At 72.7% G+C, this 17,264-nt stretch carries 23 protein-coding genes; 15 read left to right on the top strand and 8 right to left on the bottom strand.

Going from position 1 to position 17,264, the window contains the following annotated elements; genetic code table 11:
- The first annotated feature begins 10 nt into the window (after window positions 1-10).
- Both BJ975_RS03470 and BJ975_RS03465 read left to right on the top strand, forming a co-directional pair.
- On the top strand, window positions 11-1,279 hold the full coding sequence (locus BJ975_RS03470) for a hypothetical protein (RefSeq protein ID WP_179423675.1): 1,269 nt from the start codon (window positions 11-13) through the stop codon (window positions 1,277-1,279).
- A 31-nt stretch (window positions 1,280-1,310) separates the two neighbouring features.
- Window positions 1,311-2,675 carry an NAD(P)-binding protein gene (locus BJ975_RS03465; protein ID WP_179423673.1) on the top strand — a complete coding sequence of 455 codons (1,365 nt, stop codon included), beginning with the start codon at window positions 1,311-1,313 and terminating at the stop codon, window positions 2,673-2,675.
- Between the two features lie 2 nt (window positions 2,676-2,677).
- Here the strand turns inward: BJ975_RS03465 and BJ975_RS03460 are convergent, their stop codons facing one another.
- Complete coding sequence (locus BJ975_RS03460; RefSeq protein WP_179423671.1) at window positions 2,678-3,247, bottom strand: NADPH-dependent FMN reductase; 570 nt, start codon at window positions 3,245-3,247, stop codon at window positions 2,678-2,680.
- A gap of 121 nt (window positions 3,248-3,368) precedes the next feature.
- Here BJ975_RS03460 and BJ975_RS03455 point away from each other — a divergent pair, with 121 nt between their 5' ends.
- Entirely contained in the window at window positions 3,369-3,710 is a 342-nt protein-coding gene (locus tag BJ975_RS03455) for a YciI family protein (RefSeq protein WP_179423669.1), read from the top strand.
- Here BJ975_RS03455 and BJ975_RS03450 read toward each other — a convergent pair.
- Entirely contained in the window at window positions 3,691-4,869 is a 1,179-nt protein-coding gene (locus BJ975_RS03450) for a DUF6544 family protein (protein ID WP_179423667.1), read from the bottom strand. The two genes, BJ975_RS03455 and BJ975_RS03450, sit on opposite strands and share 20 nt — an antisense overlap.
- 133 nt (window positions 4,870-5,002) lie before the next feature.
- On the opposite strand from BJ975_RS03450, the gene BJ975_RS03445 reads away from it, so the two are divergent.
- The 4 genes from BJ975_RS03445 (at window position 5,003) to BJ975_RS03430 (ending at window position 7,673) form a co-directional block, all read left to right on the top strand.
- Window positions 5,003-5,845 carry a sigma-70 family RNA polymerase sigma factor gene (locus BJ975_RS03445; RefSeq protein ID WP_317628213.1) on the top strand — a complete coding sequence of 281 codons (843 nt, stop codon included), beginning with the start codon at window positions 5,003-5,005 and terminating at the stop codon, window positions 5,843-5,845.
- Window positions 5,846-5,909: 64 nt separating this feature from the next.
- Entirely contained in the window at window positions 5,910-6,146 is a 237-nt protein-coding gene (locus BJ975_RS03440) for a DUF1059 domain-containing protein (RefSeq protein WP_179423665.1), read from the top strand.
- 110 nt (window positions 6,147-6,256) lie between these two features.
- Complete coding sequence (locus BJ975_RS03435) at window positions 6,257-7,015, top strand: glycoside hydrolase family 16 protein (protein ID WP_179423663.1); 759 nt, start codon at window positions 6,257-6,259, stop codon at window positions 7,013-7,015.
- Between the two features lie 67 nt (window positions 7,016-7,082).
- A complete protein-coding gene (locus tag BJ975_RS03430; RefSeq protein ID WP_179423661.1) occupies window positions 7,083-7,673 on the top strand; it encodes a hypothetical protein in 591 nt (196 codons plus the stop codon).
- Window positions 7,674-7,698: 25 nt separating this feature from the next.
- Here the strand turns inward: BJ975_RS03430 and BJ975_RS03425 are convergent, their stop codons facing one another.
- Window positions 7,699-8,304: a MerR family transcriptional regulator gene (locus BJ975_RS03425; RefSeq protein WP_179423659.1), complete on the bottom strand. Its 606-nt coding sequence runs from the start codon at window positions 8,302-8,304 to the stop codon at window positions 7,699-7,701.
- Between the two features lie 77 nt (window positions 8,305-8,381).
- Here BJ975_RS03425 and BJ975_RS03420 point away from each other — a divergent pair, with 77 nt between their 5' ends.
- Window positions 8,382-8,795: a hypothetical protein gene (locus BJ975_RS03420; protein ID WP_179423657.1), complete on the top strand. Its 414-nt coding sequence runs from the start codon at window positions 8,382-8,384 to the stop codon at window positions 8,793-8,795.
- A gap of 11 nt (window positions 8,796-8,806) precedes the next feature.
- Here the strand turns inward: BJ975_RS03420 and BJ975_RS03415 are convergent, their stop codons facing one another.
- The gene (locus BJ975_RS03415) at window positions 8,807-9,583 is read right to left on the bottom strand and encodes a PIG-L deacetylase family protein (protein ID WP_179423655.1); all 777 of its coding nucleotides are present in this window, start codon (window positions 9,581-9,583) and stop codon (window positions 8,807-8,809) included.
- 55 nt (window positions 9,584-9,638) lie between these two features.
- On the opposite strand from BJ975_RS03415, the gene BJ975_RS03410 reads away from it, so the two are divergent.
- Window positions 9,639-10,271, top strand: coding sequence for a maleylpyruvate isomerase family mycothiol-dependent enzyme (locus BJ975_RS03410; RefSeq protein ID WP_179423653.1), 633 nt, complete (start codon window positions 9,639-9,641; stop codon window positions 10,269-10,271).
- A 35-nt stretch (window positions 10,272-10,306) separates the two neighbouring features.
- Here BJ975_RS03410 and BJ975_RS03405 read toward each other — a convergent pair whose 3' ends face one another.
- On the bottom strand, window positions 10,307-11,134 hold the full coding sequence (locus BJ975_RS03405; RefSeq protein ID WP_179423651.1) for an alpha/beta hydrolase: 828 nt from the start codon (window positions 11,132-11,134) through the stop codon (window positions 10,307-10,309).
- A 106-nt stretch (window positions 11,135-11,240) separates the two neighbouring features.
- Here BJ975_RS03405 and BJ975_RS03400 point away from each other — a divergent pair, with 106 nt between their 5' ends.
- On the top strand, window positions 11,241-11,522 hold the full coding sequence (locus BJ975_RS03400) for a TFIIB-type zinc ribbon-containing protein (RefSeq protein ID WP_179423649.1): 282 nt from the start codon (window positions 11,241-11,243) through the stop codon (window positions 11,520-11,522).
- Between the two features lie 3 nt (window positions 11,523-11,525).
- Entirely contained in the window at window positions 11,526-12,578 is a 1,053-nt protein-coding gene (locus BJ975_RS03395) for a tocopherol cyclase family protein (RefSeq protein ID WP_179423647.1), read from the top strand.
- Here the strand turns inward: BJ975_RS03395 and BJ975_RS03390 are convergent.
- Window positions 12,565-13,161 carry a malonic semialdehyde reductase gene (locus BJ975_RS03390; RefSeq protein WP_179423645.1) on the bottom strand — a complete coding sequence of 199 codons (597 nt, stop codon included), beginning with the start codon at window positions 13,159-13,161 and terminating at the stop codon, window positions 12,565-12,567. The two genes, BJ975_RS03395 and BJ975_RS03390, sit on opposite strands and share 14 nt — an antisense overlap.
- Window positions 13,162-13,235: 74 nt before the next feature.
- Window positions 13,236-13,532, bottom strand: coding sequence for a DUF2277 domain-containing protein (locus BJ975_RS03385; protein WP_179423643.1), 297 nt, complete (start codon window positions 13,530-13,532; stop codon window positions 13,236-13,238).
- A gap of 62 nt (window positions 13,533-13,594) precedes the next feature.
- On the opposite strand from BJ975_RS03385, the gene BJ975_RS03380 reads away from it, so the two are divergent.
- The 3 genes from BJ975_RS03380 to BJ975_RS03370 all read left to right on the top strand — a co-directional run bounded on the left by BJ975_RS03380 (window position 13,595) and on the right by BJ975_RS03370 (window position 15,332).
- A complete protein-coding gene (locus BJ975_RS03380; RefSeq protein ID WP_179423641.1) occupies window positions 13,595-14,008 on the top strand; it encodes a methyltransferase domain-containing protein in 414 nt (137 codons plus the stop codon).
- A 153-nt stretch (window positions 14,009-14,161) separates the two neighbouring features.
- Entirely contained in the window at window positions 14,162-14,905 is a 744-nt protein-coding gene (locus BJ975_RS03375) for a dienelactone hydrolase family protein (RefSeq protein WP_179423639.1), read from the top strand.
- A gap of 4 nt (window positions 14,906-14,909) precedes the next feature.
- Window positions 14,910-15,332: a GNAT family N-acetyltransferase gene (locus BJ975_RS03370; RefSeq protein ID WP_179423637.1), complete on the top strand. Its 423-nt coding sequence runs from the start codon at window positions 14,910-14,912 to the stop codon at window positions 15,330-15,332.
- Window positions 15,333-15,387: 55 nt separating this feature from the next.
- Here BJ975_RS03370 and BJ975_RS03365 read toward each other — a convergent pair whose 3' ends face one another.
- A complete protein-coding gene (locus BJ975_RS03365; RefSeq protein ID WP_179423635.1) occupies window positions 15,388-16,320 on the bottom strand; it encodes a threonine/serine dehydratase in 933 nt (310 codons plus the stop codon).
- 128 nt (window positions 16,321-16,448) lie between these two features.
- Here BJ975_RS03365 and BJ975_RS03360 point away from each other — a divergent pair, with 128 nt between their 5' ends.
- The gene (locus BJ975_RS03360; RefSeq protein ID WP_218846272.1) at window positions 16,449-17,264 is read left to right on the top strand and encodes a pseudouridine synthase; all 816 of its coding nucleotides are present in this window, start codon (window positions 16,449-16,451) and stop codon (window positions 17,262-17,264) included.

Genomic DNA, 17,264 nt, shown 5'->3' with positions numbered 1-17,264 from the left:
GCTCGCGGGCGTGGCGACTCCCTCCTCCCTCGGCTTCGCGGCCGCGATCGGCGGTCTCGCCGGTGCCGCCCTGTCGGCCCGCCGCGGGGCGCGCTCGGTGGCGCTGTCCGCCCTCGCCGGGGCCGCCGGGCTCGCCGCGTCGGAGGCCGTCGCCCGCGCGCGCCAGCAGCCCGACGAGATCCCCGGGCTCTGGCACCGCATCGTCGTGAGCGGTGCGCTGGCCGCGCCGCTCGGCTGGGCGGCCGAGCGGGCCGGTGCCGGTCCCGGCGCGATCGGCACGGCCGCGGGCGCCGCGGTGGGCGCGCTCGGCGTGCGACCGCAGAAGGTCCTCATGGGTCCGGTGGTCGGCGCGGGCGTCGGACTGGTCCTGAGGCGTGCGGGGTCGCCCGGTGCCGTGGTCGCCACGACCGCCGTCGTCGCCCAGCGCTGCCTCGCCAATCTGCTCTTCCGCGACGCGCAGGTGACCTTGCTGGCCGAGCGCGCGCGCACCACCGACCTGCCGTTCGTGGTCGCCCGCCGGTCGCGCTCGCGCTACATCGGCACGGGCTACGTGCGCGAGCTGGCCGAGGAGCTCGGCGGGACGTACACCGCGGATCGTCGCGACACCGGCATCGTGGCGAGCCTCGACACCTTGGCCGGCCCCGGGTTCGACCCGGCCGTCGTCCACCCGCTGGTGCGCGAGTTCTACGAGCACACCACGGAGTTCGCGCTCGACATCGTGCCCCGGTGGCGGGCCTGGGTCCGGCCCGGCTACCTCCTGTACCGGTCCGCCGTGGCGCAACCGCTCGGCCAGGCGATCATGCCGATGAACCAGCGCGAGGCGCAGCGCGGCGTCCGCAGCCGGATCGACACGATCAGCGGCGTCGACGGCGCCGTGTCCGTGCGCGGCTGGATCCGATCGTTCGCCGATGACGACCGGCCGATCATGCTCGGGATCTACACGACCTACGTCCACGACGGTCGCGGCTACGTCAGCGTGGGGTTCCCCCTGCCGGAGGGCAGCTTCACCGCCACCCTGCGCCCGAGGGCGCGACGCGACGGCGGCCTCACCCTGAGCAGCCGCGTCGAGGACGGCCAGGCCGGGCACTACCTCTCCTACGTCGACACCGAGGCGGACGAGCTGACCACCCTCGCCGTGCCGGGCTTCGAGGAGCAGCTCGACGTGTTCGTCGAGGACGGCGCCCTGCGCGCCGAGCACGCCTTCCGGGTCTTCGGCTTCCCGTTCCTCACGCTCGACTACCGCATCACGCGAAAGAACCCCGCTCCGAGCGGCCATTGACCGAGGCGCGGACGAGGCGCACCGTGGAGGCGTGGCTCGCACGCTCGAGGCCGACTACCTCGTGGTGGGCGCCGGCGCCATGGGGATGGCCTTCACCGACGCCCTGGTCGACCACGCCGACGCCCGGGTCGCCCTCGTCGACCGCCGTCACGGCGTCGGCGGGCACTGGCTCGAGGCCTACCCGTTCGTCCACCTGCACCAGGCCTCCGCGTTCTACGGCGTCGCGTCGACGCTGCTCGGCGGCGGGCAGCTGCAGCAGCACGGACCCGAGGCCGGCCTCCAGGAGCGCGCCACACGGACCGAGATCTGCCGGTACTACGAGCAGGTCCTCGCCCGGCTGCTGGAGACGGGACGGGTCGAGCTGATCACCAGCAGCGAGTACGCCGACGGCGCCGTGGTCTCGCGCGTCTCGGGACGACGCACCGAGGTGCCGGGCGGCTGCCGGGTCGTCGACGCCCGCTACCTCGCGCCGAGTATCCCCGCCGAGACGCCACCACCCTTCGAGGTCCTCGACGGCGTTCGAGTCGTGCCGGTCAACGCGCTCCCCCGCCTGGAGGACGTGCCCGACGAGCTCGTCGTGGTGGGAGCGGGCAAGACCGCCACGGATGCCTGCATCTGGCTGCTCGCGCAGGGCGTCGATCCCGACCGGATCACGTGGGTGCGTGCCCGCGAGCCCTGGATGTTCAACCGTGCCGTGATCCAGCCGGACCCGGCGATCTTCCTGGGCATGGTGGCCGACCTGATGGAGTCGGCACGGGTGGCCGAGTCCCTCGACGACCTCTTCCTGAGGCTCGAGGATCACGGCATCATGCTGCGGATCGACCGCTCGAGAGTGCCGACGATGGCGAAGGCACCGACGCTGGCCACGTGGGAGCTCGAGCAGCTGCGCACCGTGGAGAACGTGGTCCGTCACGGTCACCTCGTGGCGGTCGCGCCCGGCGAGCTGAGGTTCGCCGACGCCACGGTCGCGGTGGAACGTGACGCCCTCGTCGTGCACTGCGCCGCGGACGGCCTGAAGTATCCGCCGCTCGTGCCCATCTGGGGCCCGCGCGCGATCACCCTCCAGCCCATCCGGGCCGGCTTCCCGTGCTTCGGCGCCGCCCTCGCGGGCTACGTGGAGGCGACCCGCGACGACGACGCGGAGAAGAACCGCCTGTGCCCGCCCACGCCGTACGGCGACTCGCTCGCCGCGTGGGTGCGGATGACCGTCCTGGGCACGCGCGCCGCCGCGTCGGCGACCTCCGCCCCCGACGTGAAGGCGTGGGCGAACGACGTGCCGCTGAACCCGACGCGGATCCCCGCCGGGTACCCCGCCTCACCCGCTCTCGACGACGCGCGGGAGCGGATCGCGACGCACACCGTGCCGGCCATCGAGCGGCTGCTGCAGCTGGCCTGACGCTACGAGCGCGGCAGCACCGTCAGCACGCGCGCGACGTGGTCGGCGAACTCCTGCATGAAGTCCTTCAGGAACGCCGCCGTGGACTCGCTCGTCACCTCGCCATCGTCCTGGATGAGCCCCGGCGGAGCGGTGATGTACGCCTCCGGCGCGGTCATCTGACGGGCGTTGCAGAAGCTCAGCACCGAGCGCAGGCTCTGCTGGCCCACGGCCGTGCCGATCTGGCCCGGCGAGGCGCCGATGACCGCGGCCGGCACGTGGTCGAACGAGTTCTGGCCCCAGGGCCGCGAGGCCCAGTCGATGGCGTTCTTGAGCGCGCCGGGGATCGAGCGGTTGTACTCCGGCGACACGAACAGCACGGCATGCGAGGAGGCGATGGCGTTCTTGAGCGCCTGGGGCTCCGGCGGGTACGCGCTGTCGAAGTCGGGACTGTAGAGCGGAAGGTTGCCGATCGGCAGCTCGGTGAACTCCAGGCTCTCCGGCGCGAGCCGGATGAGCGCCCGGCTCAGCGCCCGGTTGAGCGAGGTCGAGGAGAGGCTGCCGACGAAGTAGCCGACGCGGTACTGGGACATGGATCCTCCTGCGGGCTTTTCCTCAGGCTCGCACGCGCGACACGCTTCCGACACCCCGGAAGCCCGCCGCGGGTCCACAATGGCCAGTAAGGCCCCCGAGGCTGCCGAAAGGAAGCGTGAGATGACGAAGTATCTGATCTCGTTCACCGAAGGCGCGATGGACGTGTCCGAGGAGGAGCTGCCGGAGGTGGTCCGCGCCGCCCACGCGGTGGTCGCCGAGGCCAAGGACGCGGGCGTGTGGATCCTGGGCGGGGGGCTGAGGCATCACGACGAGACGACCATCGTCACGCCCGAGCGCAAGATCATCGACGGCCCCGAGCCCGGGGTCAACGGAGCGATCGCCGGGTTCGCCCTGATCCAGGTGCCCACCTACGAGGAGGCCCTGGAGTGGGCCGCGGAGTTCGCGGCCGCGTGCCGCTGCGACCAGGAGGTCCGCGAGTTCCTCACCGAGTCGCATCGCTAGGCGTCGACGCGCGCGTGCGGAGCCGAGGCTCGCCGGTGCGGTGCATCTCGCCGACGTCGTGCGTGATGTCGTCGAACTCGATCTCGACGTAGGTGAACCAGCCCTTCGGGTCCTGCCAGCGGCCGACCCCCGAGGTGATGACGTGGCGCCCGTCGGCCGCCGTGTGGCCCGCGAGCGGGGTCGACCAGGCCTGGCGGTCGAACGACCTCCCGTCGGCCGAGGCGCGGAACCGGTCGTGCGAGACGAAGTTGACGAGGCGGTCGCCGTCGAAGGTGAGAGTCGCCTCGACCTTCCGGCCTCCGTTCGTGAACACGCCGCGGACCTGCCGGTCGTCGAGCGCCGTCCACTCGATCGGCGCGCCGACGATCGCCCCGGGGGCCAGCACGACGAGGTCGTTGAAGACCGTGACGGTCTCGCCCTGGTCCATCTCGGGTCCGGCCGCGTCGACGACCGTGGACACCGAGAGCACCTTCGCGCACATCGAGGCGGTGGCGCCGGCGTACGCGTGCAGCACCAGCACGGGCAGCCCGGCGCGGCTCGTCTCCAGCAGGAAGAACCGCCGCGGGTCGGCGCCGAACGTGTTGACCTGCTTGCCCGTGATCGACATCCACGCGGCGTCGGGGCCACTGCGGATCCGGCCGTGGAAGTCGGCGCGGACGCTCGTGGGCCGCGGCCGGCCGACCGCGCCCGACGCCCGGACATAGGCCGCGATCCGTGCCGGGAGGTCGCGCAGGTCCTCCTCTGTCACGACCCGCGCGTCCGTCCCGACCGCCTCGAGCGCGTCGTCGACGTGTCGGTGCCACTGCGCGTGCAGGCTGAAGGGCCCGCGCAGCAGGAACGAGTAGACGGCGACCAGCAGCAGGAAGACGTTCACGACCGTCCCGCCGCTCGACACGTCCCACGAGGTAAGGATCGCGGCCTGCGAGACGAGTGCCGCGACCACGGCGAGCAGCCACCAGCCGACCACCCGCCCGAGGGCGGCGAACAGTGCGGTGACGAGCAGCAGGATCGCCGCGGCGAGCCACAGCAGGCCGAGCCCGTTCGACGGCTCCAGGGTCGGGTCGTCGGCCCAGCCGAACCGCTCGGCGGCGCCCAGGAGATGGATCAGGCCGTGCACGGTCACGATGATCACCACGGCCCAGCGAAGGAGATTCGTCATCGTGATCAGCTCCTGCTCCCACTGTGCTCCCGAACGGGCTCACTCGCACATGGTCCGCGCGGATGACCGATTCCCCGGTTGTCACACTCGGGCCGCGCCGAACGTCGAGGGAGTGACCGACGAACGTGGAAGGGTGATCACCGTGGACCAGGACGAGCAGTTCGAGGCGGAGCGACCGCGGCTCGTGTCGATCGCGAGCCGCGTGCTCGGGGACCCGGCCGAGGCGGAGGACATCGTGCAGCGGGCGTGGCTGCGACTGCACGGGACCGAGACCGAGATCGACAACCTGCCGGCCTGGCTGACCACGGTCACCACGCGGCTGTGCCTCGACCGGCTCCGGTCCCGCACGCCGCAGCCGGTGGACGACCTCGACCCCGGCGAGACCGTGGACGACCCCGCCGACGACGTGGCGCTGGCCGACACGGTCGGCATCGCGCTGAGCGTCGTTCTCGACCGGCTGACGCCGGGCGAGCGCGTCGCGTTCGTGCTGCACGACTCGTTCGGCTTCGAGTTCCCCACGATCGCGCAGCTGCTCGACACGACGCCGGCCGCGGCGCGCAAGCTCGCCTCGCGGGCCCGCGCGAAGGTCCGGCAGCCGGCGGCCGAGGACGCCCTCGCCGACTGGGAGGTCGTGGACGCGTTCATGGCGGCGGCGAAGAACGGCGAGTTCGACCGGCTGCTGCAGCTGCTGGCTCCCGACGCCCTCGTCACGGCGGACGACGCGGCGATCCTCGTCGGCACCCCCGAGCGGATCGAGGGTCGCGGCGACGTGGCGGCGTTCTTCAACGGCAGCGCCCAGGCAGCGCTCCCCGTGTTCGTCGAGGACCGGCCCGGCACCGCCTGGTTCCACCTCGGCGACGCGAAGGTCGTCTTCGACTTCACCGTGGCCGACGGCCTCGTGCGGGGCATCACGTTCCGCGCCGCACCCGAGGTGCTCGAGCAGGTCGTGCGCCGCGACGGCGCCGATCCGCGCTGAATGGTCACACTCGCGCCCTCCCGATCGTCAGACGAGTAGAAGAACCGCTTCGAAGGAGAACACCATGAAGACCATGACGTGCCGCGAGCTCGGCGGCCCCTGCGACCTCGAGCACCGCGGCGAGACGGCCGACGACGTCATCCAGGCCCAGGACAAGCACCTCAAGGACGCCGAGAAGTCCGGCGACGCCATCCACCAGGCAGCGCGCGACGCCATGAAGGGTCGCTGGCGCCACCCCAAGAAGTCCCTCGGCTGGTACAACGACATGAAGAAGGCGTTCGCCGACAAGCCCGAGGACTGACGCCGCACCGCCCTGCGGGGGGACGGATCCTTCCTGCCTTCGGGTCGCTCCGGCGACATCTGGGTACCAGGATCCGTCCCCCTCGGCGCGTCCCCGGGGCACCATGAGGCATGGCCACGCGCTTCGACGACCACTTCGACGACTCGGACCTCGACCGCTCGGTGTGGCTGCCGCACTACCTCCCGGCCTGGAGCTCGCTCGACGCCACCGCCGCGGACTACTCGGTGGCCGACTCCTGCCTGACCCTGCGGATCGGCCCGGGCCAGGGCGTCTGGTGCGAGGACGACCACGAGCCGCCGCTGCGGGTCTCGGGCGTGCAGAGCGGCAACCACTCCGGACCGGTCGGCAGCACGCAGGGTCAGCAGCCTTTCCGGCCCGGCCTCCGGGTCCGCGAGAAGCAGTCCGAGCACTGGGGCTGGACCCCGCGGCTGACCGGACTCGAGATCACCGCGCGCATGGACCTCTCCCCTCGGTCGATGGCGTCGTGCTGGCTGGTGGGCCGCGAGGTCGACCCGCGCGAGTGCGCCGAGATCTGCGTGTTCGAGGTCTTCGGCGACACGATCGTCGCCGGCGAGTCGGCTGAGGTCGGCGCCGGACTCCACGCGTTCCGCGACCCGGTAGCCCCCGAGGACTTCGCCACCTCACGGGTGCCGATCGACGTGAGCCGCTTCCACACCTACGGCCTGGAATGGACGCCCGACGAGGTCAGCTTCTCGGTCGACGGTCGCCTCCTGCGCACCTGCCCGACCCCGCCGCGCTACCCGATGCAGGTCATGCTCGCGGTGTTCGACTTCCCCGAGCGTGGCGGTCCCGATGAGGCCGCCCACGTGCCCAACCTCGTGGTCGACCGCATCCGTGAGACCCCGTGAGAGATCCGTCCGTACCGACGCAACGGAACTGCTGGCGAGCGGGTTCGTGCAGGTCTACCGTGGCCTGATGCGACGCACTTGGGGGATCCTGCTGCTCGTCCTCGCGCTGAGCGCGACCGCCGCGCCCGCCGTGGCGCAGACGAAGACCACGAGGGACCCCCGCGGCGGCGGATCGAGCCTGCTCGACATCCACCGCGTGAAGGTCACGAACAACGCCAAGGGCGTGCGGATCACGGTCACGATCGACCCTGTCGACTGGGTGACCTCCAGTCCCCTGGGCGACTTCCGGATGCTCATCGACACCAAGAAGGGTGGCGGCGCCGAGTTCGCGGAGGCCTTCGGGATGCCGGGCGACGGCGGGTTCTCCGCGCGCCACGGCTCGAAGCGGTTCAAGAAGAGCTGGCGCACCTACCCGTCGGTGGGCCGGTGCGGCAGGACCGTCGCCGAGAGCTGGGACGTCCAGAAGGGCGTCATCACCGTCCACATCCGCCCGAAGAAGGGCTGCCTGTACCACCCGAAGCTGGTCCGTGTGAACGTCCGCACGCAGCAGAGCGGCTACTACGAGGGCACCACGTTCCATCCCAACGACCCGCCGCTCGTCGATCACCTGCCGGCCAGCGGCGCGTACACCCCGTGGGTCCGTTACACCCGGAGGTGACCGCGCGGGACTGCACCGTCCCGGACTAGCCGCGGCCAGAGACGACCTCGTGCGCCATGCGTCGCAGCGTGGTGAGCACGGGCTCGTAGAGCAGCGTGCCGACCACCAGCCGCTCGGCCGCGACGATGGGGTCGGCCTCGGCCACGACGCGCGGGACGTCGACGGCGGCCACGGACTCGGCCGCCCGGAGGTAGGCGTCGAGGACCTCGTCCGTAGCGGGGAAGTCGAGCTGCTCCAGCGTGTCGAGGGCGGCGGCGAGCGTGCGGCGGTGAGGGCTCTGCGCCTCCAGGTGCCAGTCATGCCGCGCGAGGAGGGCGTCGACCTGCTCGCGCGAGTCGTCCGAGGGGTTCTCGGCGACGGGCGTCGAGAGCGGCCACTGGGCGATCCCGCGGGCCTCGTGCTCGGAGACCGACGCGTCGAGCGCCGCGACGACCGCCCGCACCTCGTCGAGGGCAAGTCCGGCGACCTCCGTCAGGGCGCGGACCAGCCGCAGCCGGCGCAGGTGCGACTCGTCGTAGCGGGCCCACGTGGCGCCCTCGGTCTCGCCCGGAGGGACCAGGCCGGCGCGCAGGTAGTACTTGATCGTCGCGGTCGACAGGCCGCTGCGGGCGGAGAGCTCGGCGAGGCGCATGGGGACATCTTGACAGATCGGATAGTCCAGGTCTCCAATAAATGGGATAGTTCCACTATCCGAACATTGGAGCCCCCATGGAATCCCTGCTCTCCGACGACTCGCGGCAGCTCGCCGGCATCCTCTTCCTCGCGCTCGTCACGGTGGAGACCGGCGGCCTGTACATGGTGCGCATCGTCACCGGCCGCGAGGACGTCACTTCCTTCCAGGAGAAGTTCGCCCGGGCCGGTCACGCCCACGCCGGCGTCCTGCTCGTCCTCGCCCTGGTCTGCCAGCCGTTCGTCGACGCCACCACACTCACCGGGATCTGGGAGTGGCTCGCCCGCACCGGCGTCGCGGTCTCGGCCCTGCTCATGCCGGGCGGCTTCTTCTTCGCCTCGATGGGCCGGGGACGCACGCGGCCGAACGCGCTGATCGCGCTCGTCTTCGGCGGTGCCGCGCTGCTGGCCGTCAGCCTCACGACCCTCGGCATCGGCCTGCTCACGGCGTGACGGGGCGCAGGTCAGGCCCCGCCGAGCTCCATCGCCTCGCGAGCGATCGGCGGCGGCGCATGGAAGTCGAAGGCACGGAACAGCACCGCGTGGTCGACGCCCATCCGGCGACCCTGCATCGCCGTGATGCCCGTGATCATCGGGCGCGGCGGCGGGTGGCCGGGGATCCCGGCGAGGTACTGGCCGTGCGCCTCCAGCGACGCGATGCCGCGCTCGAGCGGCTCGCCCGTCACGTCGACTCCGTGGGTGGGACGGTTGTCGCCCGAGACCAGCAGCCAGCGCGGCGACCACGGCTCGAGGCCCTCGGCGAGCAGCTCGGGGAACACCCAGCGGTTGCCGGCGTCGCGCAGGCCGTCGATCGCCGCGAGACCGGCGACGCGGTGATCGGCCTGGTTCAGCCCCGCGACGAACTCGACGTCCCACGAGCCCACCAGCACCGCGTCCGGGCGGAAGCCGCGGATCGACATCGCGATGTCGCGGCGCATCGCCAGGGAGTACTCCAGGATCCCGTCCGGGTAGTCCAGGAAGTCGACCTGCGACACGCCCACGACCTCGGAGGCGGCGATCTGCTCGTCGCGACGCAACTCGGCGGTCTCCTTCGGCGACAGCGCGTCCATGCCCGCCTCGCCACGGGTCAGCAGGAGGTAGGCGACGTCGACGCCCTCGCTCGTCCAGCGCGCCACGGCCGAGGACGTGCCGTACTCGACGTCATCCGGGTGGGCCACGACGCACAGGATGCGCTCGAACGCGTCGTCGGGGAACGGCGGGAGCAGCTCGTCTGCGCTCATTCTCGGAATGTACGCCCGGGCGCGCGCGGCGTACATCCCTCCTAGGGTGGGCGTCATGTCCGACGTCTGGCCGCTCGTGCATGCCGAGCGCGAGGCGCTCGTCGCCGACCTCGGGCAGCTGCCGGAGTCCTCGTGGGAGCTGCCCTCGCTGTGCGACGGATGGACCGTGCACGACGTCGCGGCGCACCTGGTCGACACCGCGTCGACGACACGGGTGGGCTTCGTCGCGGGACTCGTCCGGGCGCGGTTCGACTTCCATCGCCAGAACGAGCGGGGCGTCCGCCGCCATCGCGGCGCGAGTCCTCACGAGACCCTGCGCCGCCTGCGCGACGTCGCGCACCGGACCTCCACGCCGCCGGCGCCGCTCGACAGCCGCCTCGTCGAGGAGGTCGTCCATGGCGAGGACATCCGCCGGCCTCTGGGACTGGTGCGCGCCTACCCGCAGGAGGCGGTCGTGCGCGCGTTCCGTCTGCAGGAGCGCACGACCGTGGCGTTCGGCGGCGGCAAGGAGCACCTCACGGGCGTCCGCATGACTGCCACGGACGCCGACCTGGCGGCGGGCGACGGGCCCGAGGTCCGAGGACCGACGCTGTCGCTGCTGCTCGCCCTCTCCGGCCGCCGCGTCGCCCTCGACGACCTCGACGGTCCCGGGGTCGAGCTGCTCGCGAATCGCCTCAGGGACGGATGATCACGCGGCCGAGGGGCTGACCCGACGTCGACGCCTCACCGAACGTGGTGCGCGAGCCGCAGGACAGCGTCCGCGACAGGTGCGCCGAACATCACGGCGTCGTTGTGGTCGCCGGTCAGCACGACCCGCTCGAACAGCGAGGGTGCACCGTCGGCGACGCGCTCGCTGAGCTCGGTCGGCACGACCGTGTCGTGGTGGCCGTGGATCACCGTGACGGGCACGTCGCTGGCGGCCAGGTGCTCCGAGACCGGGAAGCGGTCGCGCAGCAGCATCCGCACCGGCAGCCACGGGTAGTGGTGCGCACCGACGTCGGCCAGCTCGGTGAACGGCGAGCGCAGCACGATTCCCGCCGGTGTCGTGCGCGCCTGCAGCGCGGCGACCACGCCCGAGCCGAGGGACTCGCCGAACAGGATCGTGCGATCGGCCGGGTACCCGAGGTCGGCCAGCGCCTCGAGGGCGGCGTCCGCGTCGGCCGCGAGCCCGTCCTCGCTCGGGCGCCCCGGGTTGCCGCCGTAGCCGCAGTAGTCCATCAGCAGGACCGCGAGACCGCGCCGGCTCAGCTCCTCCGCGAGACCCGTGCGACTCAGCCGGTTGCCCCCGTTGCCCGGAGCCAGGAGCACCGCCAGACCCGTGTCGGTCTCGGCCGCCGGAACGAACCACGCACCCAGCTCGAGCCCGTCCGCGGTGCTCAGCGTGACGTCGCGCGCGCCGGGGACCGCCTCCGCCGCCGCGGGCACCGGCTCCGCGTCGGGGAAGTAGATCAGCTGGCGCTGCAGCGCCCACACGGCCGCCACCCCCATCCCGACCAGCACCAGCGCCACCGCGAGGGCCCGGACGAGCCATCGGCGCGACGGGCTGGTCATGCCTCATGCTCACCGTCCGCGGCCCGCTCGGCAAGCACGCCGAGCGGCGGCAGCCTTGGCAGGACCCGCCTAGGCTGAACCCAGTTCCCACTCCTGGAGGTCCCCGATGAAGTGCCCCAACGACGCGACGACCCTCGTGATGAGCGAGCGGTCCGGCGTGGAGATCGACTACTGCCCCGAGTGCCGGGGCGTGTGGCTCGACCGCGGCGAGCTGGACAAGATCCTCGAGCGCGCCGAGCAGGACGCCACCCGCACGGCGGCGCCGCAGCGGGACGACCGCTACGCGCCGCGCCCGTCGTACGACGACCGGGACCGCCGATACGACGACCGCAGCAGCGGCTACCGGGGCAAGAAGAAGAGTCACTGGCTCGGCGAGCTGTTCGACTGAGCCATGCGCCGGCCAGCCGCGCTGCGTGACGCCTACCGGGCGAGTGGTGCGGACCGCCCGTTCGGCGACCCCCTCCCCGCGCACGGCGTCGCGATGGAGGGCTACTTCTGGAGGTTCGCCGACCCCGCCTCCGGGCGCGTCCTGATCGCCCTCGACGGGGTGAACCGCGCGGCCGGCGGCACGTGGTCGACGCTCGGCGTGGCCTCCCACCCGAACGGGTTCCTGCGCACGACGGCGCACCCCGTGGGCGAGGCGGACGCGAGCGGGCTCGGCGTCGTCTCCGGAGTCGCCTTCCGCGGCTCGCCCGACCGCCTGCACGTCGATCTCGGACCCGACGCGCGGATCGACGTCGAGGTCCGGCAGCCGGTGCCGTGGCCGCGCCGCAGCCTCGGCGGCTCGAGCATCTTCCAGGCCGTCCCGGGCCTCAACCAGTACTGGCATCCGTGGCTGCTCGGCGGCTCGGCCCACGGCGAGGCGGTCGTCGGCACGCAGACCTGGGAGATCGACGGCTGGCAGGTCTACGGCGAGAAGAACTGGGGCAAGGGCGGCTTCCCCGACGCGTGGTGGTGGGGCCAGGCGCAGGGCTTCGAGGACCCGTCGGTGTGCGTCGCGTTCGCGGGTGGCGAGGTCTCGGCCGGCCCGCTGCGCACGACCGTGACGGCCGTCGTCGTGCTGCTGCCCGACGGGCGGCTCGTGCGGCTCGGCGACCCGGTCGTGTCGCCGGTGCGCGCCGAGGTCAGCGACGAGCGCTGGTCCCTGCGCGGCCGCAGTGCCCGCTGGCGGATCGAGATCGAGGGCTGGGGCGACCTCGCCGCCGCCCACGTGCTGCCGGTGCCGGTGCCTCGCGAGCGCCGCAACGTGCCCGGCGCGATCGAGCACCTCGGCGCCCGGATGCACGTCACGGTCCACCACCGCGACCGGCTGGTGTGGCAGGGCGAGTCGGGCCTCGCCGCGCTGGAGCATGGCGGAATCGACCGTGCCCGCGCCGAGGTGACTCGACGCGGGCACGGGGAGGAGGCGGTGGACGCGCCCCCGGTGGGGCTCAGAGAGCCGTGACGACCTGCTCGTGCTCGAGGCGCGGGAGGCGGTCGAACCAGGCGTTCTCGCCCGGGTGGCCGATGTTGACGACGACCATCGTCTTGTAGCCGGTGCCGGCCAGCAGGTCCTCGTCGATGCCCTCGGCGTCGAAGCCGGTCATCGGGCCCGCGGCCAGGCCGGCGGCGCGCACGCCCATGATGAAGTAGCCGATCTGCAGACCGGCGTTGAGACGAGCCGTGGCCTCGCGCGCGACCGGGTCCGGGAACCAGTCCTTGGCACCCTCGGCGTGCGGGAAGACGGTGGGCAGGTGCTCGTTGAAGTCGGTGTCCGCGGCGAGGATGGCGACCAGCGGGGCGGCGGCGGTCTTGTCGCGGTTGCCGTCGGCCATGTGCTTCAGCAGGCGCGCGCGGGCGTCGTCGCTGCGGACGAGGACGATGCGCAGGGGCTGCGAGTTCATCGCGGTCGGGCCGAACTTCACGAGGTCCTGGATCGCCGCGACCTGCTCATCGGTCACCGGCTCGTCGGTGAAGGAGTTCGCGGTGCGGGCCTGACGGAACAGCAGGTCCTGGGCGTCTGACGAGAGCTCGAGAAAATCGTTCATGATTCAACTAACGTCTGCTCGGGGCTCGAACCTTCCCGAGCGCGCACGTGTCCCTTCTCACGTGCGCCGCAGGCTCATGCGCTCGCGGTGCGCAGGCGGACCTCGCGCTCCATCCGCTTCTCGTGACGCTCGCGTCCCTTGATGGCCTCGCGCTCACGGCTCTTCGGCGGCGCCTTCGTCACGAGGTCGTCGAGCAGACGCCGGGTGGCCTCCGCGATCTCGTCGACCGCGCGGTCGAACGCCTCCTGGTTGGCGCGCGACGGCTTCGTGGACCCGCTGACCTTCCGCACGAACTGCAGCGCGGCCTCGCGGACCTCCTCGTCCGTCGTCGCCGGCTCGAAGTTGTGGAGGACTCGGATGTTGCGGCACATGCCTCGACGGTAACCCCGCGGGGGCGTGCCGAACAGGCCCGCATCTTGCGACGATGGGCGCCATGAGCGCGCTCTCACCGCGGCTGGCCGCAGTCCTCGAGGCGCTGCCGCTCGCGCCGGGTCTGCGGGTGCTCGAGATCGGCGGAGCGCCCGGCCCGCTCGCCCGCGCGATGGCCGCCCGGGTCTCCCCCGGCGGCTTCGTCCTCGTGGTCGACCGCTCGCAGCGGGGTGTCGCGGCCACCCGCACCGCCTGCGCCACCGAGATCGCGGCGGGTGTCCTGGGCGTGCGCCACGCGTCCGCCGAGTCGTTCAGGCTCGAGCCCGGAGAGGACCCGTTCGACCTCGTCGTCGCGAACCGCGTCGGCGCCCTCGACGGACGCCATCCCGACCTCGAGGACGCCACGCTCGCCGCGCTCCGCGCCGCGACGATCCCCGGCGCCCCGCTCTACGTGGACGGACGGCTCGTCGCACCATGAGCGGGCCGCGCGCTGCTACGGTCGGAGGGTCCGTGCAGCACAGCGAGGAGGTGGTACCCGTGAACACATCACGACGGGTGCTCCCCTCCGGGGTCACGGTCGGACGATAGGTCGTCCGGGAGCGCCGTTCCTGCACTCCCGAAAGGCACGACCATGCAGTTCCTCTCCGAGCAGCGCCACGACGGCGTCCTCGAGCGCCACCTCACTCACGACGACGTCCCCGGCATCCTCTGGACGCCGGACTCCGGCCCCGCTCCCCTCATCCTCCTCGGACACCCCGGCGGGCTGCAGCCGATGCACCAGCGGCTCCTCGGCCGCGCGCGCGACGCGGCCCAGCACGGCTTCGCCTCCCTGACGATCGAGCTGCCCGGCGCGGGTGTCCGACCTCGCATCCCGGAGCTGGAGCAGGCCCGCACCGATCTGCGCTCGGCCCTGGCCGAGGGACGTCCGGTCGACGACGCGATCGTCGATGCCCTCGTCCTCACGCTGGTCGACCTGGCCGCACCCGAGTGGCGCTCGGCCCTCGACGCCGCACTCGAGCTGCCCGAGGTCGAGGGGCCGGTCGGCATCTCGGGCGGCGTGATCGCGCTGGCCGTCCGGCTCGCCGTCACGGACCCGCGGATCGCGGCGGCGCTCCTGTTCGCCGGCAGCTTCGTTCCCCGGTCGACCTTCGAGGAGGCGCGGCGGCTGCGCATCCCCGTGCACGTTCTCCTGCAGTGGGACGACGCGGGCAACGACCGGCAACGGGCCCTCGACCTGTTCGACGCGTTCGCCACGGCGGAGAAGACCCTGCACGCCAACATGGGCGGCCACACCGGGGTGCCGGCGTTCGAGGCCGACCCCGCGATGGCCTTCCTCGTCCGCCACCTCTGGCCGGGCCCGACGGTGGGACAGTAGGCCCATGGTGGACGGTTACTCCCTGCACGGAACGGCCCCCGACGAGGTCGCCTACCTGCGCCTGCGCGAGGCGTCGGGGCTCACGCCGAAGCGCCCCGACCAGGCCGGCCCGGCGCTCGCCGGCGGCTGGGCGGCGTGCCACGTGGTGCACGAGGCCAGTGGCGAGACCGTGGCGATGGGCCGCGTCATCGGCGACGGCGGCTGGTACTTCCACGTCGTCGACATGGCCGTGCTGCCCGACCACCAGCGCCGCGGGCTCGGCGACCTCGTCCTGTCGCACCTGCTCGACGTGATCGCCACGGACGCTCCCCCGGGCGCCTACGTCTCGCTGATGGTCGACCCGCCCGGCCGCCGCCTGTACGAGCGCCACGGGTTCGTCGACAGCGCCCCGAGGTCGGTCGGCATGGTCCTGGCGGACGAACGATGAGGCATTCCGCCCCGCTCGGCTACCCGAATGCCTCATCGTTCGTCCCCGGGGCACCTCAGGGACGCGCGAGGGTGGCCGCGTCCGTGTTCGCGCCGCAGACGACGACCGCGACGCGCTCGCCGGGCTCCGGCACGTAGCGGCCGGAGTGCAGCGCGGCGTAGGCCGCGGCGGCACCGTGCTCGGACGGCACGCGGAACTCGTCCCACAGCGCCGTCCGGGCTGCGACGATCTCGTCGTCGGTGACCATGACCGGGACCGGCGCCTCGGCCTCGACGGCCGAGAACGCGAGATCGCCGAGCCGGCGCGCGCCGAGTGAATCCGAGGCCACGCCGGAGACCGCGACGTCCACGGGTCGCCCGGCGTCGATCGCGCGGTGCAGCGTCGGGCACTGCTCGGGCTCGACCACCACGACGCGCGCCCGGCCCAACGCGGACGCCGCGACGCCCGCGTACAGGCCTCCGCCGCCCACCGCGACGACGATCGTGTCGATCGAGGGCTCGTCCTCGAGCAGCTCCTCGGCGAGCGTGCCGGCTCCGGCTGCGACGTCGACCTGGTCGTAGGCGTGCGCGAGCGCCGCTCCGGTCTCGTCGGCGAACTCGACGGACGCACGGTGCGCCTCGGCGAACTCGGCTCCCACCCGGCGGACCTCGGCGCCGTACGCCTCGATGCGGTCGACCTTGACCTGCGGCGCCGCCTCGGGGACGAACACGTTGGCCCGCACGCCCAGCTCGCGCGCGGCGAACGCCTGGGCGAGGCCGGCGTTCCCGCCGGACGCCACCACGATGCCGGCGTCGGTGATCTCCCCCGACTCGAGTCCGGCGAGCTGGCGGTTGAACGCACCGCGCGTCTTGAACACGCCGCAGTGCTGGAGCAGCTCGAGCTTGAGCCACAGGGAACCGTCCGCCGAGGTCTGCCACAACGGCGTGCGCCGCACGCGTCCTTCGATCCGGCTCGCCGCCGCCTGCACGTCCCGCCTGGTGACCGTCACGCCCTCCAGTATCCCGTGCCTAGACTCGGGCGGTGCCTCCCCGTTCGCCGCTGCCGCCCCGTCACGGGCTCCAGGCGGCCTGGCTGCGCACGCCCGACCGCGATCCGCAGGGACCGCCGTGGCCGTCGATGGTCGCGTGGCTCGAGCACGAGGTCGCGCCGCATGCCGACGTCCACGCGATGCTGGCGGACGAGCGCTTCGTCTACGACGACCTGACGCCCGTACGTGTCGGCGATCCCTACGCGCCGCACACGTTCGTGTGGTTCCACCGCGACCTGCGCGACGAGGTCGAGGTCCCCGGCGAGATCCGAGTCCTGCACCGCGACGAGCGGGTCCTCGTGGTCGACAAGCCGCCGTTCCTCTCGACGATCCCGCGCGGCCGCCACGTGCTGCAGAGCGTCGTCGTGCGGCTGCGCACCGAGCTCGACCTGCCCGAGCTGACCCCGCTGCACCGGCTCGACCGCGTCACCTCGGGCGTCCTGCTGCTCGCGACCGAGCGCCGCTGGCGCGGGCCGTACCAGACGCTGTTCGAGCACCGGCAGGTCAAGAAGACCTACCGCGCCCTCGCCCCGTGGCAGGAGGCGCTCGAGTCGCCGGTCGTCGTCCGCAACCACCTGCGCAAGGACCGGGGCGCCCTCCGCGCCGAGGTCGTCGCCGACGCGCCGGTCAACGCCGAGACCCTCGTCGAGTTGGAGGAGCGCCGCGGCGACCTCGCGGTCTACCGCCTCAGTCCCCGCACCGGACGGACGCACCAGCTGCGGATGCACCTGGCCGGGCTCGGCAGCCCGATCGTGAACGACCCGCTCTACCCGACCGTCGCCGACGTCTCGGTCGACGACTTCTCGAGCCCGCTCCAGCTGCTCGCGAGCGAGCTCGAGCTCACCGACCCGGTCGACGGCACCGAGCGCCGCTGGGTCAGCGGCCGGACGTTCCCGCTGGCGTGA

Source organism: Aeromicrobium tamlense, assembly GCF_013408555.1.
GTDB lineage: Bacteria > Actinomycetota > Actinomycetes > Propionibacteriales > Nocardioidaceae > Aeromicrobium > Aeromicrobium tamlense.
This window is presented reverse-complemented; position numbering and strand designations above follow the sequence as displayed.

Excerpts from the sequence above, each read along its gene's own strand:
- BJ975_RS03380 (WP_179423641.1), top strand. The coding sequence starts at position 13,595 with ATGAGCGCGCTCTCACCGCGGCTGGCCGCAGTCCTCGAGGCGCTGCCG.
- BJ975_RS03410 (WP_179423653.1), top strand. The coding sequence starts at position 9,639 with ATGTCCGACGTCTGGCCGCTCGTGCATGCCGAGCGCGAGGCGCTCGTC.
- BJ975_RS03405 (WP_179423651.1), bottom strand. The coding sequence starts at position 11,134 with ATGACCAGCCCGTCGCGCCGATGGCTCGTCCGGGCCCTCGCGGTGGCG.
- BJ975_RS03385 (WP_179423643.1), bottom strand. The coding sequence starts at position 13,532 with ATGTGCCGCAACATCCGAGTCCTCCACAACTTCGAGCCGGCGACGACG.
- BJ975_RS03440 (WP_179423665.1), top strand. The coding sequence starts at position 5,910 with ATGAAGACCATGACGTGCCGCGAGCTCGGCGGCCCCTGCGACCTCGAG.
- BJ975_RS03390 (WP_179423645.1), bottom strand. The coding sequence starts at position 13,161 with ATGAACGATTTTCTCGAGCTCTCGTCAGACGCCCAGGACCTGCTGTTC.
- BJ975_RS03460 (WP_179423671.1), bottom strand. The coding sequence starts at position 3,247 with ATGTCCCAGTACCGCGTCGGCTACTTCGTCGGCAGCCTCTCCTCGACC.
- BJ975_RS03360 (WP_218846272.1), top strand. The coding sequence starts at position 16,449 with ATGGTCGCGTGGCTCGAGCACGAGGTCGCGCCGCATGCCGACGTCCAC.
- BJ975_RS03430 (WP_179423661.1), top strand. The coding sequence starts at position 7,083 with ATGCGACGCACTTGGGGGATCCTGCTGCTCGTCCTCGCGCTGAGCGCG.
- BJ975_RS03395 (WP_179423647.1), top strand. The coding sequence starts at position 11,526 with ATGCGCCGGCCAGCCGCGCTGCGTGACGCCTACCGGGCGAGTGGTGCG.
- BJ975_RS03375 (WP_179423639.1), top strand. The coding sequence starts at position 14,162 with ATGCAGTTCCTCTCCGAGCAGCGCCACGACGGCGTCCTCGAGCGCCAC.
- BJ975_RS03420 (WP_179423657.1), top strand. The coding sequence starts at position 8,382 with ATGGAATCCCTGCTCTCCGACGACTCGCGGCAGCTCGCCGGCATCCTC.
- BJ975_RS03435 (WP_179423663.1), top strand. The coding sequence starts at position 6,257 with ATGGCCACGCGCTTCGACGACCACTTCGACGACTCGGACCTCGACCGC.
- BJ975_RS03425 (WP_179423659.1), bottom strand. The coding sequence starts at position 8,304 with ATGCGCCTCGCCGAGCTCTCCGCCCGCAGCGGCCTGTCGACCGCGACG.
- BJ975_RS03415 (WP_179423655.1), bottom strand. The coding sequence starts at position 9,583 with ATGAGCGCAGACGAGCTGCTCCCGCCGTTCCCCGACGACGCGTTCGAG.
- BJ975_RS03400 (WP_179423649.1), top strand. The coding sequence starts at position 11,241 with ATGAAGTGCCCCAACGACGCGACGACCCTCGTGATGAGCGAGCGGTCC.
- BJ975_RS03450 (WP_179423667.1), bottom strand. The coding sequence starts at position 4,869 with ATGACGAATCTCCTTCGCTGGGCCGTGGTGATCATCGTGACCGTGCAC.
- BJ975_RS03370 (WP_179423637.1), top strand. The coding sequence starts at position 14,910 with ATGGTGGACGGTTACTCCCTGCACGGAACGGCCCCCGACGAGGTCGCC.
- BJ975_RS03455 (WP_179423669.1), top strand. The coding sequence starts at position 3,369 with ATGACGAAGTATCTGATCTCGTTCACCGAAGGCGCGATGGACGTGTCC.